This is a genomic window from Candidatus Neomarinimicrobiota bacterium (assembly GCA_016784545.1).
Classification (GTDB): domain Bacteria; phylum Fidelibacterota; class UBA8477; order UBA8477; family JABMPR01; genus JABMPR01.
Genome location: JADHUM010000039.1, coordinates 23,283 through 39,506 on the forward strand (window position 1 = coordinate 23,283; position 16,224 = coordinate 39,506).

Below are 16,224 nucleotides of genomic sequence, written 5' to 3' on the forward strand. Positions count from 1 at the left end.
GCCAATCCGTGTGAATCCGTGGCTAAAAACAAAAGAGGCCGCCTCATGTTCTGAGACAGCCTCTTTAGGTAAAACGATAAAACCAGGATTATTTGAGCAGCATCATTTTCTGAGTTGCGCTAAATCCTTCAGTCTGCATGGTGTAGAAATACAGACCTGATGGGACTGAATGACCAGCATGGTCAATTCCGTTCCACTGAACTGTATAGGCACCAGCAGTCTGGAAACCAGCAACCAGTGTGGCCACTTCTTGACCCAGCATGTTGTAAACAGTGATGTTTACATCAGCAGCATTACCTAATTCATAAGCAATGTTGGTTACTGGGTTGAAGGGGTTTGGATAACTGGCATGGAGTCTTGAAGTAGCAGGAATTTCAACTACATCTTCGATACCAACAACATAATGAGGAACACCAAGCCAATCAAAGGTTGGATTAACAGTACCACCATTGGCGTTTAAACCCCAATGGTACATACTTGAAGTGTCAGCAGGGCTGTAGAAGTTGATTGAAACAGGATCTACTGTCCAGAAAGCAGTCTTCCAACCAGTTCCTTCATTGTAGACAGCAACAGCAGCGTCTGCATTGTTAGGATCAGTAAAACATACTGTTCCAGTTGATGGAGTCAGGTTGTCAATCCAGTTAGCAAAATTATTTTCATAATTTGGCTCATAGAACATCTGGAGACTGTCAGCAGCATAGCTGAACAGGTGTCCAGTTGTTGGATCGTTCTCTACAGCATCAATAGCATAGGCATTTTCATATGAAGCAACAGTACCATCATAGTTGATATCCTGTGGTCCCAGAGTCTCAACACCAAGATACATGTTCTCAAAAGCACTTGCTGGGAAAGTTGTATCAGCAAAGCCAGAGATCACACCATAGTCTTGACCAGTTAGGAAAAGACGATGGGGAGCTGCTTCAGTACCTGCTGCCAACCAATTGGCATATACAGTGCTAACGTCAGTGGCATCGTTATAAGGACCGCCACCCATGACGTGATAGACCAACTCATAATTGTTAACAAGTTCTGAGCTTACAGGACCAAACTTTGGCTCCCATAGGTCAAAATGATTAGCAAATGTATCTGCAAGTGTGACATAGTAATAGTATTCGTAGCCACCTGAGTAGGCATTTACATCATCAAAAACCAGGAGCAATGGCTCGAGTGCTTCGAAGATTGAGTAAGTATTGGCTTCACCAACAGTTGTGATACCTCCAACGTCAGTTGCTTCTACCCAATGAGTGATTTCAGTTCCAGGTACTTGACCAGGAATTGGAGCGGAAAATTCATCGCCTGATCCAGTCATGGCAACTTCTACAGCGGTTCCACCATCAATGGTATAAAACATTGCAGCAGAGGCAACACCAGCGGCGCCGCCACTTGGGTTATCATCTGTAATCGTTGCTGTAACTATCTGAGCACTAGTTGAGAGAGTTGTAACCAGGGCATCCATAGCTACTACTGGACCACGATCGCCAGTTAAGGTAGCCTGTAAATCCCAATCCCATACATATGAACGAATGTACCAACCCCAGTCACTAGTGTTACAACGGCCTGTAGGACTTGAAATGGTGCTATAAAACTTCATAGCTGGCTGAGGATCAATGTGCTTTACTGCTGAGAAGAAACCCATGCGGTATTCATTTGCGTCAGCGCCGTCTGGGAAGCCTGTGAATTTGATAACAACAATGATGGGCACACCGCGTTCAAAATAAGCAGGTTCACCATCAAGAGTTACCAGATCAGCTGTTACCCAGCCTACATCGTCAGCATTTGGTTCGATAGAGATACTACCAGCACCAAACTCTGGCCAAATCTGAGCACCCAGAGGATCGTAGTCAACATCCAGAGCACCATCAACGGAGTTGATTCCGCCACGGACCCAGTTTGTTCCAACATTCTCATATCCTGTGGCTTCATCGTAGTAACCCAACTGGGCATCACCACAAGCATCAGCGATAGCTTCTGAGTTAAGTTCTGGCCATGGATAGTTGGCTTCATAAATCCAGATAGCCATACCACCACCAGTTACGTCTGGCAGATCTGAAAAATTAAAATCAATAGAATTTACATATCCATCAGCTGCAGGTACGTAATACTCTAAGAAATAATCTTTTGTCCAGCCACCAAAGTTGGTGTTGGGGTTCAGACCTTCTAGGTTTGTCATTGTAACATCCGTATCGCGAGTCACATTTACGCGATTTGGATTTGCCTTATACTCCCCACGAAAGGGAATAACCTCTTGGCCTGCGAACAGGCTTGATACCAGTAACAGAACTGTTACTGTTAGAAGTAGCGTTTTTACGCGGTTCATACACGTCCTCCTTTTGGTTGTGTTTGTGTATTAATTATTAAAAGCCTACCCGAAATGAGAGCCATTGTGTATTTGCAAACAAATACGTTGGTCTCATGGCATAGTCAATTTTAAGATTTGTTGTACCCATTTTCAGCTTCAATCCACCACCGAATCCTGGTCCCCAAAGAAATTCTTCGTTCCCAGAATAAAGCTCGTGAGTCTCGGGATCTTCAGCCAAGGCATAAGATCCACGTAGGTAAAACATGTCCATGACTTCAAGTTCTGCGCCGAAAGTGTATTGGTCAAGAGAAAAGTTATCATTTAAGAATGATCCACCAAGGGTCAATTTTGAAGACCCATTGTGATAAACACCATAAGCAATGGCAATTTCCAATTGAGTAGGTAACTCAAATGAAGACAATGGAATACGCCATGGTTCACTACGGGTACCCGGTTCTGATCCAGGAGGAGTAATGGTCTGTTCCAGATCGGCGCCCGTGAACAGCATGTCGATTCCCAGGTTGCGCAACGTCACACCCATCATAAAACCATCCTCAGAAGTCCGATACTGAACACCGGCATTGAGAGCCACGCCATTGGCACTGACTCGCATGATCTGCTCTGAGATTAAATTCAGCTTGGCGCCAAAATTAATACGATCTGTCATCACTCTTGAGAAAATGACGCCGATGGTCATATAGCGGGGAGAGTATGTTTCTCCAGTTCCATCGGGAGAGTTTGTGGTTGTCACCGGTATTTCACCAAAGTTAATGGTTTTTAAGCTGGCTCCCAGAACACCCAGGTTGCCGACGCGACTGGCGATGGCAGCATACTCAACATTAATATCAGCGATGTAATCCATATGTGAGAAAATGGCTTCACCATTCCCCTCAAGTTTGGCCACACCAGCTGGATTCCAATAAGCAGCTTCGATTCCTGAAACAACGGCACTATAAGAGCCACCCATGGCGGTTCCAACTGATCCAACAGGCAACAACAATTCCTGGGCACCTGCGGTTCCACGACGTTTATCGCTGCCGGCAAATGCAATACTAACGGCAAGGAGTGTAATGAGCAGGACCATCAAACCCTTTGAAAGTCTATTTGTTTTATACATAGTATTTATCCTCTATACTCAATGAAATTCTAATATACATCTAAGCGTTCTTCAGGTTGGAATATCGCCAGTTTGAGGAAGCGATCCCCAACATCTGGGATTTCGATGTGCACGATGTACATTCCACTGGCAACTGGAATACCTGCATTATTTGTCAAATTCCATTGATCAAATGAACTTCCGGCAAAGCTTGTAGAACCGTGATCTATTACTCTTACGAAGTGACCACCCAGAGAATAAATACGAATGGTAGCATCTCCTTCTGGCAGGTGAGTAAAGGTCACAAATCGATCGAGAGGCGCTCTCTCCTCCACATTAAATGCAAAATATGGATTGGGGAAGACATTCAACAAATCGAGTTGTTCTTTTGCTTCATCATTGGTTGCATCAACCAGAGAAGATGGCGAAAACAGCCATCTGTCTTCACCGGCTTTAACGGGATTCAAGAAGCTCAGATCAAGGACGTCACCCACAGTAAATTTTGAGGCGTCATTAAACTGCCAGGCCCAACCGGAATTGGGATTATCTCTAAATTCCTGTATGGAATCAGCATGGGTTGCATAATCCAGGAAGTAGACGGCGACCCAATCCAAATCGAGAGTGTTTTCCCAATTATCAAGTGATGTATCCTGGATACCACCTGATTTATTATTGTCCTTTACACCCAGAACCAGTTGTCGATTCTGGTCCATATCCCACACTTCAAACGGCACGTGTATAAGTGTATCATCAGCACGTCTCAACCATCTCGTGGCTTTCTGTCCCTCCTCAGTAAATCTGATTTGAAGATCTGCCTGAAGATCAATGATGGATTCGCTACCACCTCCAACATTTGGAATGTCAGCAAGTCTATCACCACCGATGCCTCCAAAATTGGATGCGAAGGCCTGGATGTGAACATCATGGGTCACTTCACGAAAGAGATCGAAATAAGTGAGGTCAATAACATCTCGTCTTTCGAAATAGTCATAATAGTAATCAGGACCATAAAGGGTATCCATATGGACCATTTGTGTCTGGGCCTCATCTAACCAAGCCAGTGAATCTACACCACCAGGTGAAACAGCCAGATAGGTCATGATTTCATTTTGAGTACCCACAATATTTGTAGTCTGACTCCAGGTGGTATTCGTTTTAGGGGCCTCGAAGGAAACGTTGTTTACATCAAAGACAAATCCATCGATCAAATCTGAACGGTAGGCTAGCAAGCCATCTTCAACATCAGTTGTATCAGTTCCTATTACGACCATCGTATTGGACGACTTAACCAAGGTGTCAACCAAAACGTCAGATTCGTTGGTTCTTCCAAAGGCCCACCATCCTGACATGCTGGTGGAATCAAATGTGAAATCAACAGCATAGGAATCGCCTGTCAATTGTAAGGGGTCGATGACTTCAGCTGTAATTGAGGCTTCGGCAATACCAATATGGCTATACCCAACGCTATCACCGGTGGCGGCGTTCAGGACCAGTCCAAGGGCTGGTGCATGGGGTCGCACAATAATAGCGGATTTTGAGCTCTCAACTGTCTTGGGAGCCTTTGATTCACTATAGGCATAGGATGAAACAGCATAGTAATATTTGCGACCGTTGATGAGATCAATATTGCCACGGACTGCATCTCGTCGTAAATCGATAAGACGTTGAACCCCTTCATCAGCTCCAAATTGAACAGGACCTTCAAGGATTAGGCCGTTCTCAACATTAAACTCCCTATCCAGGATGGTTCCAACTCCATTGGCCACATCATAAGTTTGGACACGTACCCAGGGACCATTTTCTGATTCGCCCTGATAAATATTGTAGCCTTCAAACTCATATTCCAGCTCCGAGAAAGCTTCAAGTGCTTCTGCACCTTCTTCCCAGGACAGGATAATCTGGTTATCCAACTCGCTCACAAGCACCTGTGGTGAGGATGGACTTGGCAGATTAAACTGTGCATCATAGGCACCCTGTGCATACTGGTCAAAGAATTTCATAGCACTAACGGCATTGGTATTATTGGTTCCTGCTGCAATGATAACAGCAGAGACAACTTCCTGGACACCGGGTTCACCAACCTGTGGGAAACCATCACCATCTGTATCTATCCAGGTGGACATATCAAAGGGTCCTGAACTCATCATACCGCGCATATCACCTGGTACTAGATCATCATAGGCTGTCCAGCCACTACGAGTGTTGGGGTCACCAGGATAAATAAATCTTGAAACCGGAAGGGATTCATCAAATCTCTCATGAAAGACTTCACCAGTTACCGAGAGACCTTGCATATAATTATAGGCTTCATCAGCGGTTTCAGGATCATCAAGAAAAGGATCACCATTAATGTAGTAGACGAATGAGGTCATGGGAAGATTCCTGAAATCGGCAATTTCTCTACCGGAAATCAGTGCAGTATCACCAACTGATGGGACAATAGGACCCTGGAAGAAGTCATAGCCAACTGAAGGTGGCTTAGAACCATAGTCCTGATCAGTCTGTCCTCCATTATAGAAGTAACCTATTGAGAGCGTTGTATCGCAACCCACATAATCATCGGTGGCATCACCAAGATCAGCATCTGACCAAATGGAGAGATACATATCATCGATATCTCCACCACTCTTGTTTATTACCAGCCATTTAAGAAACATCACGTTACCTAAAGGGTCAGCCCGATCAAAACCAAAGACTGTCGTCTGAACTTCAATGCCCAAGGGCTCAGTTGACCACAGATTGGAGTGTGTATTTGGTTCAGCATCATTGATGACAAACCAGTGCATCTGATCACCAATCATCTGAGGAGGATCTTCACCACTGATCATGACGCCATCAGGACCATCATAAATACCATCAACATCAAAATCATCCCAGGGCTCACCATCATCCCAAACACCATTCAGATTGGTATCGGTAAAAAACTCACCATCGTGGGCAGGAGCACCATCAGCAGCCGGCCAGGTTGAATATTCACGGTTATAATTGGGGGAAGTGACATCAGCATTGTCACCCTTGTCAATGGAGCTCACCTGAAAGCGAGCATCATTGGGAGAATCTGGACCAGAAGATGTTTGTGTTACAGGATCATAAATAATGATTCCGGGCTGAAATTCGGACGTGAATTCAGCAGCAGCTGATCTTACACTCCCATCAACCATTCCTGCCACCCAAAGACCTGAGGCAAACACAGCTGTGTACCCAGAACCTTTTGGCCATTCCAAACCTGAATCACCTGTAGGAATATGACTCACAATGTGGCCGTTATTACCCACCCAGGATCGTATCTGATTTGCATCATATAAGATAAACTCCAGGGTATTCGCTTTTGCAAGGTTAGAACTGTTCCCAAGGCTTCTTACATCTGCCAAGCCACCTGTGGCAAACAGAATAACAGACAACATTACTGCAATAATATGCTTCATAGATTTACTCTCAACATTCATATCTTCACCTCTCTCCTAATTGCCCATATAAAATCGAACACCTAGCAGAAAGGTCCTGGGGTTCTCATAGTTAAAAGGATGAACCATGCGCATCCTGTACAATTCTTCAGAGTTGTTTTCATCAGCTAACCATGCTTTTCCATAATCCGTAGTGAGCCAACCATCGTTGTTTGCCTGACCAGTGCCATCCTCAACGTCTCGCACGTTAGAGCGATCCAGTAAATTCTTAACCCAGATGTAGGTGTTAAGTCTCAGGGGACCCACTGTGAAGTTCTTATCCAGCTTTAAATCCATCTGATAGAACCAGGGCATCACACCGGAATTCAGTGCGGCGACTGGGGTATCAGAGGTTCCTGGGAAAACTGCACTATTAATGGCCATTGGCGTGTAGCGGCGTCCACTTCCAAATGTGAAGAGCAGGTTGGCACCCGCCTCAGGGATTCTATCCTTTGAAGTGGTTCTGAAATCCACATTGATTGACCCAGTATGACGTTGATCGAAATCAAGCGGGCTTACAAATGAAGGATAATTTCCTGATTGCCAGGCGATCTTATACTGACCCGCTCCAGTTGAACCGGTTCCGCCGGCATACTGGAGTGTATAGTTCAGGGTAGCCTGGACATATCCGGATCTTCTTAAGTTAAAGGATGTGGACAGTCCCTTGATACTACCATAGTCACCGTTGACATAACGTGCATAGATCACAGGTGTTGCATCCTGGACATTTCTGATCTGAACATAACCTGTCATTTGTTTGTAGAAGACCGTCATATCTAGACTGGCAGCATCGCCAATAGCCTGCTGGAATCCAATTTCATATGAAGTTGTACGTACAGGCTCAAGTTCTGGGTTCCCAGAAGTCGTATAGTTACCCTGACTCAGGTTGGCTGCAAAACGTGTGTAACTGAGAAAGAGGCGATTCAATTGTGGCTGTTGTACATATTTTCCATATTGAGCATGGAAAACCGTACGATCAGTCACTGGAAAGGCCAGACCCAGTCTTGGGCTAATAATATGAATCGGGTCTCTCAGCGTCAGCTGCTCTGTACCAGTAGCATCAAAGGGAGTTGTCTCGTAACTGGAGTAAATTCCATCCTCATCCATGTATACTTGTTCCGCAATTGCACCTTCCTGATCAAGAATAATCTTGGATGGGTCTCTGAACTGAAAATTATTGGCAGCGATGTAATCGTAGCGTAAACCAATATTCATAATCAGGTCACTCATCTCAACCTTATCCTGAAGATATACTCCAGCAACGGTGGGACGACGAGCACCATCTCGGTCATCTCCAAGGGCTGTATTAACCAGGGAAGAACCATCGATACTGTAACCCATATTTTCTGAATAAGCATTCTTGTAGGCCTGGAACCAGTAATTATCAATATAGTCTTGATATACTGTATAGTCTCCCAGGGCAAGATCACCAGCGGCCAGATCTGTAGCAAATTCTTCCTGGTTGCGAGGTGTATTATTAAAGAATGTGGAAGCCAGACGTTCTGGCGCTCCCAGACGATAGTAGCGGATCAGGTATTGTCTAAACTCACCACCAACTTTAAGCTCATGAACCCCTCTCTGCATTTTCAGGTTGGTATTCATACCCCAATACCCCGTTTCATTTCTTGCATAGGCGGAGTTAATGGTTCCAGGTGCACTAAAATCAGCATATGCACCAGAAGTTGAGGGGTCAGTTCCATTCTGACGCAGGGCAGGTTGATAGACAAGATTGCCATCTACTTCCGTGAAGTCTGACCTATGATCAATTATGTATTGAATCGGGTCGTATTCATTTGCCAGCATTTGCCTGCGCTCATCATCATCGAGGGCTGCTATTGCATCCAACTCATCAACAGGGAATTCTTTCAGACCGTAATAGAAAAAATCATCCCACAGTTTTTCATGACCTGTCTCGTATCCATCGTTAAAGGATGACACTTGAAAATCCAGTAAGGTCTTGGAATTGATTGTCCAGGTTCCTCGCATGTAACCAGCCTGGGTCTTACTTTTCCACAGTGGGATACTCTCTAAAGCAAAGGCTGCCTTATCGAAAGAGGCGACTGTGGTTCCATATGAATTCCAACGGGTGTTTGCAATGTTTCCACCGATTTTGATGCGAATATTTTTCTTGGCATAGAGGAGGTTTCCAGTGGCCAGGAGTTTGGTTTCAGAATTGTTTGGAAGGGGACCATATTTTGCGAATACTTCATATTCATCATAGGTGGCATATCCATTTGAGTCAAGATCACCAAGATACGTTGACTCTGGATGTGAACCTGAAGTAGTTCTTCTATCCTGATTATACTGGTACTCTGCGTTAAGGTAAAATGTCAGGTCTGGAAGGACGGGACCGTTAATAGATAAATTATAGATGTTTTGACCGTAAGAGTACGTTTGGAAAAGACCATCATCACTCTTATCCAAAAACGTTCCACCATCTTCAGAAGGCAGAAACTCATCCGTTGCGATCTCACCAGCGATGTTAAATTTTCTGCCACCAGTTTTGGTGGACATGTTGATCAAACCAGCTGTTGCTGAACCATATTCAGCATCAAATCCACCAGCCTGGAAGGAAAGTTCCTCCAGAGCCTGGCTAGACACTTCAGCAGCCTGTGGTCTTGAAATTCTATTAAAGTCATTTACCTGATAGACACCATCAACGTAGTAAGCGACTTCTTCAAGTCTTCCACCACGGATATGCAGGTTGTTTCCTACACGAATCGCACCTGTCTGGAGGGCAACAATTTCGTCGGCATCACGTACAGGCAGATTGGTAATATCTTCACTTCGAATGGTACGACGCTCGTTGGTTGATTTCGAATCCACTAAAGGACGTGTCTCCACAACAACAATACTTTGCCCCTGCAAGGCTTCTACCTGCATGGAGATATTCGTGGTTGTTGTCATATCTACCACAACCCGGACTTCCTGTATTGACATTCTGGCATAACCAATAAAAGAAGCATCGATTGTTACGATACCAGGGGGAACATTCAGGATATAAAAATGACCTGAAAGATCTGTAGCAGTACCGTAATTAGTACCCTGAATTATAACATTTACACCGGGAAGGGGCTCTCCGGTTCTAGCATCGGTTACCAAACCGGAAATTTTTCCAGTGGTTCCAGCAAAAACTAGCTGTACTGCCATTATAAATATGACCAAACCAGTCAGCAAGTGACGATATTTCATTCTTATTTCCTCCACTAACGTTTCTTTAACGCATCGACATGAAGAATAGTCGAAAATAAATGGCCTTGCAAGTTTTTTGTGGTACTCAAGAAAGCCTTATTTATCAACGGTTATTGTTACTATTAAGTAGTCTCCATAGCCGGAATAATCGCTGAGAGCCCAAGCATAGAAGGGAACGGCTCTATCCTGGGTAATTCAAAAGATGGGTTTAGCATGTATTATCTAAATAGTGTATTGGTCAATGGAGATTCAAAACAATTGAATTAGTTTTGTAAATCGTAAGAAACAAACCTCTAAGCGACGAAAAGCCCAATCTGGGACTCATTTTTCAATGTTTGCTGCCTGGGGAAAGATGGGATTGAAGCGAAATTGGATATTTAGCTAAGCCGGGGGGGTTTGCCGTCTTTTACAACTGCCCCAGTAATTACGCATTTTTTGATACCGTCCCAGTCAGGCAAATCAAACATAATATCCTGCATCACCTTTTCCATAGATCGACGTAAAGCTCGAGCTCCTGTACCGACTTTCTCAGCTTCATCAATAATGGCATCCAGAGCCTTTTCTTCAATGATGAGCTCAACCCCTTCCATTTCAAACATTTTTTGATACTGCTTGACCAGGGCATTGCGTGGTTCCAGAAGAATGGAATGCAAAGCTTCTCTGGTGAGATCTTCCAATGCAGCCAACACAGGTAGTCTTCCAATAAGCTCAGGGATGAGTCCATACTGAAGCAAATCCTCAGGTTCTACAACCCGTAAAAGTTCTGCCCCTTTCAATTTTGACTGTTCTTCATCAAAACTGGAGAAACCCAACAGGGTCTTTTTTCGTCGACGGGCAATGATCTCTTCTATGCCCTCAAATGCGCCTCCAACAATAAACAGAATGTTTTTAGTGTTGATGGAAACCAGGGGTTGCTCGGGATGTTTGCGACCACCCTTTGGCGGTACCTGGGCGACGGTCCCTTCCAATATCTTTAGTAATGCCTGTTGGACACCTTCTCCAGAAACATCACGGGTGATGGATGCGTTGGCAGAACGGCGCGAAATTTTATCGATTTCATCTACATAGATGATACCGGCTTCTGTGGCTTGAACATCATAATCTGCTGACTGAAGAAGTCGAACCAATATATTTTCTACATCCTCACCAACATAACCAGCTTCTGTGAGGACGGTTGCGTCAGCAATGGCAAATGGAACATCCAGGAAACTTGCCAATGCACGTGCAAGTAAAGTTTTGCCAGTGCCTGTTGGACCCATGAGTAATATGTTACTCTTCTCCAGATCAATATCATGCACATCATCTTGAACCATGATGCGTTTATAGTGATTATACACGGCGACAGAAACCGCTCGTTTTGCGTGCTCCTGACCAATGACATAGGCGTCGAGATGAGATTTAATTTCAACTGGTTTGGGTATTTCGCCAATGGAGGAAAACAAACTAAATGATTTGTTTATTCCAGGAGATTCATCTTTAACTATCTGTTGAGCTTGATCAATACATCGCCCACAAATATTCGATCCTGTTGGACTGGCGATGAGCATGCCAGTTTCTTCCTGGGGTCTTCCACAAAAGGAACACGTTTTCCCCGGTTTAACTTTTGCCAAGGACTTACCCTCGTTTTTCGAGAATATCGTCTACGATGCCATAGGCGACAGCTTCAGGGGCAGACATGAAATAATTTCTGTCAGCATCTTTCTCAATTTGAGAAACGCGCTTACCACAAAACTTTGCCAACATCTGATTCAACTTGTGTTTGGTCTTCTGAATCTCTTCAGCAGCAATGACAATATCTGATGCCTGTCCTTCAGTACCACCCATGGGTTGGTGAATCATTATTCTTGAGTTGGGTAGGGTGAAACGTTTTCCCTTGGCTCCAGCTCCAAGCAAGAGTGCGCCCATGCTGGAAGCCTGTCCCACAACGATGGTGGAAACATCTGGCTTGATAAAATTCATGGTATCCATAATGGCCATACCAGATGTAATTATTCCACCAGGGGAGTTTATGTATAAGTTTATATCTTTCTCGCTATCCTCGGCCTCTAGAAACAATAACTGTGCAACAACGAGAGATGCAACATTATCATCGATAGGTGTGCTAAGGAAGATGATACGTTCTTTAAGTAGACGGCTGTATATATCATAGGCGCGTTCTGAACGGCCTGTCTGTTCAACAACCATGGGGACAAGTTGACTAGTGAGCGTGTGCATGGTAGCCTCCGATTTCTTTGCTGGTGGCTTTCTTAACTTTTACTTTTGCAAAAGATTCGATGTGAGCAAATATCTTTTTCTCCAGGATATCATCTTTAATCTGGGGAAGATATTGTTTATCTCTATAAAGTGTTTTCATCTTTTCAGCATCACCAGGCATTTGTGCGACGAGCTCATCGAGTTTTAATTCCACATCTTCATCGGTAACTTCGATTTTTTCTGTGGCGAGGAGTTTTTTACGAATGAGGTACCAGGATAATTCCCAGATAGCGCGTTCTTTATTTTGTTCACGAACTTCTTCTTCGTTCACATCTGCACCACGCTCCTGGCGAACCCGTTCAACAAGTTTACCCAGGTAGTCCTCAATCATTGCTTCTGGAACCTCGAGCTTGGTTTCTTCAACCAGCTTGTTGGCCAGGTTCTGATCCTGAGCCCTCAAGACATCATAGTCCAATTGCTTCTGGATATCTTGGCGACTGCTCTCTTTCAAAGCATGGAGAGTTTCAAATTTGGGATCAACCTGCTTTGCAAAGTCATCGTTCAATTCTGGAAGGATATGAGTCTCAACTGACTTCACCTGCATACGGATATGAAGGTCCTCAGCATCTTTGGTCTGGGCCGGGATATCAAAACTCACTTCATCGCCCACCTTGGAGCCGATGAGCTTTTTACCCACATCTCCACCAAATACACCATCACCGATTTTTATATATCGGTCCTCAACAGAGCTGCCTTCTATGGCAACACCTTCTGCATCCAGGTATTGGAGATCACCCTTGAGTAGATCACCATCCACAGCACCATCGTCACGAATTTCAACTTCTGCAAAGCGTTCTTGCAAATGTTCCAATGCATGAGCGATATCTTCATCAGTTGCGGTATATTCATTTTTAGTGATCTTAAATCCTGCTTTATAGTCGAACATTTCAAAATCCGGTTCAACCTGAAGCTTTAGTGAAAATTCAAGATCTTTGCCGATATCAAATTCAGACATGTCTTCAATACTGCCCTGATCAATGGGGGCCAGGTCGTTATCCATGATGCCTTTGTAGTAGGCAGCCTGTACGGTTTCATCCAGAATGTCAGCCAGCACGCTAGGTCCATAAGATTGGAGCATTATTTTTCTGGGTATTTTACCAGGTCTGAATCCAGGCCGATTTACCTGTTTATTTAGTTTGGTCAATTTTTTTTCAAAACCGGGTTCCATTTCAGACCACTCTACACGAATTTTCAACGTTCTTTCGTGAGGTTTCCCAACTTCAATCTTGATATCCACAAATCTCTCCCATTCAATCTATATTCAAGCCAGATTATAATATTAATTGCTGGCATCATTCCAAATTAGCGAGGCAAGATAGTTGGGAACCTATGCAAGTGGAATGAAAATCCGTGCGAAGTTTTCAGGGAATTTCCACTGGGAATATTTATTTGAATACCTCTCAAGGATATTGATTTACATAGTGAATATTCGCAGTTTAGGGGATGGCTAAAAATCATGGGGAGCAGCAAATGAAAATCCTGGGACTTATGACAGGCAGTTCAGCAGACGGTCTGGATTTGTGTCTTGTGAGATTCAAGGGCCAGGATCGTGCTCCAGATTTTGAGATATTGCATAGCTGTGAGATTCCTTATCCTGAGACCTTTCAAAAAAGTTTCAGGAACCCATTACAACTGAGTGATGATGAGATAGGCCGTCTTGATATTGAGCTGGGCCTGTGGTTTGCCAAGGAGATTGAAAAGCTAAATCTTGATTTTGATCTCATTGCTTCCCATGGTCAAACCATCAAGCATGAGCCACCTCACTTTTCACTCCAGATTGGAAAGCCTCAGGCAATGTCTGACAAATTCAACTGTCCGGTGATCTATGACTTCAGAACCGCAGATGTTGAGCAAGGAGGACAAGGTGCTCCCCTGATTCCTATTGTTGATCAATACCTCCTGCAGCAGAAGCACTCTGATGTCCTCTCTTTGAACATTGGAGGTATTGCCAATATGACAATTGTGCCAGGATCCAACAACCCGGCTCCTGTGCTGGCGTGGGACACGGGTCCTGGAAACACATTGATTGACAAGTCGGTGAGGATGTTCACAAAAGATAGATTGGCTTTTGATGAAGGGGGTCATATCGCTTCACAAGGCAAAGTTAATCTCAAGTTGCTTGATGAATTACTTAAGCATGAGTTTTATCAACGCACTCCCCCGCGCTCTGCAGGACAAGAACAGTTTGGTGATTCCTATTTTCAAGATATCATAAAACAGTTTTACCCAGGTGGTAAGCAAGAGTGCAAAGATTTAATTCACACCTCAACTGTTTTAACTGCGAGAACAATTGCTCAAAGTATTAATGCCTTATCCTCCGAGTATTCGCCTGGCTTGATGTATGTATCGGGTGGTGGAGCATTTAATAAAACACTTATGGGATTGTTGAGGGATGAACTTCCTTCAATTGCGATAGGTCATTTGAATGTGCGGGGAGTAAACCCCAGCAATAAGGAGGCCTTCGGTTTTGCCTATCTTGGATATCTATTTACGAATGGGTTGTCTGCAAATTTGCCCAGCGTAACTGGCGCCAGAAGGGCAGTCACGCTGGGCAAACTATGGGAGCCACAAACTGGCTAGTCTGTGGTTGGAGCTTCTTCCAGGTAGAGGTCTGTAAGTTGTTCGGTCAGATACTCAAAAGCATCATCAACACTATCTGTTTGATAACACATTTCAAGATCAGAATGACTGATGGTTCCAAAATCAGCCAGGCCCTGAAGATCAATCATCTTGTCCCAGAACCGATTTCCAAATAGCATGATGGGCATCTGCTTGCTGATCTTTTTGGTTTGAATCAAAGTCAGGGTTTCAAACAATTCATCAAAGGTTCCAAATCCACCGGGAAATGCAATCAGGGCTTTGGCAAGATAGACAAACCAGTATTTGCGCATAAAGAAATAGTGGAATTCCATTTCCAGTTCACGACTGATATATGGATTGCCAGATTGTTCAAAGGGCAAAGAGATATTTAAACCCACTGAAAGTCCTTTTGCTTCAGCTGCACCGCGGTTGGCAGCTTCCATAATCCCAGGGCCTCCGCCAGTGGCAATAATAAAGCGCCGTTTACTCTGTTTTAATTTTTTTGACCAGGCTGTCATTTTGTAGGCCAGCTCGCGCGCATCTTCATAATATCTGGACATTCCCAGATCTCGCTCTAATTGCTCTAACTTCTCTATACTGCTTCCCTCTGCCTTGGCTTTTTCAATAGCTTGGGTTACAATATGCTTGGGCTGGGTTCTGGCGGATCCAAAAAAGACAATGGTATCTTGAATCTTATTTTTTCTGAACACTTCCTCAGGTCCAATATATTCGCTCATGATGCGTAATATGCGACCTCTGGGGCTATGTATGAGTTCTTGATTGTCGTAAAATTTTTCGGTGCGTTTTTTCATTTTCTTTTTCCTAAACTACTTCTATAGGTTCTTGTCTACTTTTTTTATGGACACGAAAATAGTCTTGAAATGTTCAATTCATAGTTGAAACCCACATTTTCCTTTTTTCGTGATATGAGGTAAATGCGCTGCGATAAATGGTGCTCCCACGGGTAACACTTCCATGGGTCTTCACCAGGAATAATACCTTCCCAGTCTTGGGGAGTCCGATAGGGCGCGGCGATCTGGATCCATCCGTACTCAAGAACTCGGAGATTGCCACGGTCGCTTCGCAACCTCGCAATGACACAGAGGGCTCATTCCTACCTGTCTTCTATGAAAAAGAAAGTCAAGGAAAAAAGATTTCCATGCCATCATATTTATAGATGGTTCTTTGACGGTGCGTCCTACCCCGTCCCTGTGAGTATTCTTGGCCTTTGTTGAGAACGGTAAGGGCATGCTGATTGGCTTCTGGTCAACATTCCTTTTGTTTGTCTGTATAGTTCCAGTCATTTCATGAATAACATCCTGAGTTCTTAAGTTGCTGGCAAGTCATGTTGTCTCTGTGTG

Annotated in this window: 9 protein-coding genes; 1 reads left to right on the forward strand and 8 read right to left on the reverse strand. The window is 44.1% G+C overall.

Translation table 11 applies throughout. The annotated features are described in order from the left end of the window. Window positions 1-88 precede the first annotated feature (88 nt). From ISR87_09950 to tig, 7 genes are all read right to left on the reverse strand, one after another. Window positions 89-2,317, reverse strand: coding sequence for a T9SS type A sorting domain-containing protein (locus ISR87_09950; protein MBL7025768.1), 2,229 nt, complete (start codon window positions 2,315-2,317; stop codon window positions 89-91). Window positions 2,318-2,354: 37 nt separating this feature from the next. Next, entirely contained in the window at window positions 2,355-3,416 is a 1,062-nt protein-coding gene (locus tag ISR87_09955; protein MBL7025769.1) for a PorV/PorQ family protein, read from the reverse strand. A 29-nt stretch (window positions 3,417-3,445) separates the two neighbouring features. Further along, on the reverse strand, window positions 3,446-6,841 hold the full coding sequence (locus ISR87_09960) for a hypothetical protein (protein ID MBL7025770.1): 3,396 nt from the start codon (window positions 6,839-6,841) through the stop codon (window positions 3,446-3,448). Window positions 6,842-6,856: 15 nt separating this feature from the next. Further along, window positions 6,857-10,030 carry a TonB-dependent receptor gene (locus ISR87_09965; protein MBL7025771.1) on the reverse strand — a complete coding sequence of 1,058 codons (3,174 nt, stop codon included), beginning with the start codon at window positions 10,028-10,030 and terminating at the stop codon, window positions 6,857-6,859. Between the two features lie 377 nt (window positions 10,031-10,407). Continuing rightward, window positions 10,408-11,640, reverse strand: a complete 1,233-nt coding sequence (gene clpX, locus ISR87_09970) for an ATP-dependent Clp protease ATP-binding subunit ClpX (GenBank protein ID MBL7025772.1) — start codon at window positions 11,638-11,640, stop codon at window positions 10,408-10,410. A gap of 4 nt (window positions 11,641-11,644) precedes the next feature. Beyond that, window positions 11,645-12,244 (reverse strand): ATP-dependent Clp endopeptidase proteolytic subunit ClpP, encoded by a 600-nt coding sequence (clpP, locus tag ISR87_09975; GenBank protein MBL7025773.1) that lies wholly within the window; start codon window positions 12,242-12,244, stop codon window positions 11,645-11,647. Further along, the gene (gene tig / locus ISR87_09980) at window positions 12,228-13,520 is read right to left on the reverse strand and encodes a trigger factor (GenBank protein ID MBL7025774.1); all 1,293 of its coding nucleotides are present in this window, start codon (window positions 13,518-13,520) and stop codon (window positions 12,228-12,230) included. Before tig ends, clpP begins: the two co-directional genes overlap by 17 nt. A 233-nt stretch (window positions 13,521-13,753) precedes the next feature. Between tig and ISR87_09985 the strand changes: the two genes are divergently transcribed. Beyond that, a complete protein-coding gene (locus tag ISR87_09985; protein ID MBL7025775.1) occupies window positions 13,754-14,863 on the forward strand; it encodes an anhydro-N-acetylmuramic acid kinase in 1,110 nt (369 codons plus the stop codon). Here the strand turns inward: ISR87_09985 and ISR87_09990 are convergent. Next, window positions 14,860-15,675 carry a TIGR00730 family Rossman fold protein gene (locus ISR87_09990; protein ID MBL7025776.1) on the reverse strand — a complete coding sequence of 272 codons (816 nt, stop codon included), beginning with the start codon at window positions 15,673-15,675 and terminating at the stop codon, window positions 14,860-14,862. The genes ISR87_09985 and ISR87_09990 overlap by 4 nt on opposite strands. Window positions 15,676-16,224: the final 549 nt, after the last annotated feature.

Excerpts from the sequence above, each read along its gene's own strand:
- ISR87_09950 (MBL7025768.1), bottom strand. The coding sequence starts at position 2,317 with ATGAACCGCGTAAAAACGCTACTTCTAACAGTAACAGTTCTGTTACTG.
- ISR87_09955 (MBL7025769.1), bottom strand. The coding sequence starts at position 3,416 with ATGTATAAAACAAATAGACTTTCAAAGGGTTTGATGGTCCTGCTCATT.
- ISR87_09960 (MBL7025770.1), bottom strand. The coding sequence starts at position 6,841 with ATGAATGTTGAGAGTAAATCTATGAAGCATATTATTGCAGTAATGTTG.
- ISR87_09965 (MBL7025771.1), bottom strand. The coding sequence starts at position 10,030 with ATGAAATATCGTCACTTGCTGACTGGTTTGGTCATATTTATAATGGCA.
- clpP (MBL7025773.1), bottom strand. The coding sequence starts at position 12,244 with ATGCACACGCTCACTAGTCAACTTGTCCCCATGGTTGTTGAACAGACA.
- ISR87_09985 (MBL7025775.1), top strand. The coding sequence starts at position 13,754 with ATGAAAATCCTGGGACTTATGACAGGCAGTTCAGCAGACGGTCTGGAT.
- ISR87_09990 (MBL7025776.1), bottom strand. The coding sequence starts at position 15,675 with ATGAAAAAACGCACCGAAAAATTTTACGACAATCAAGAACTCATACAT.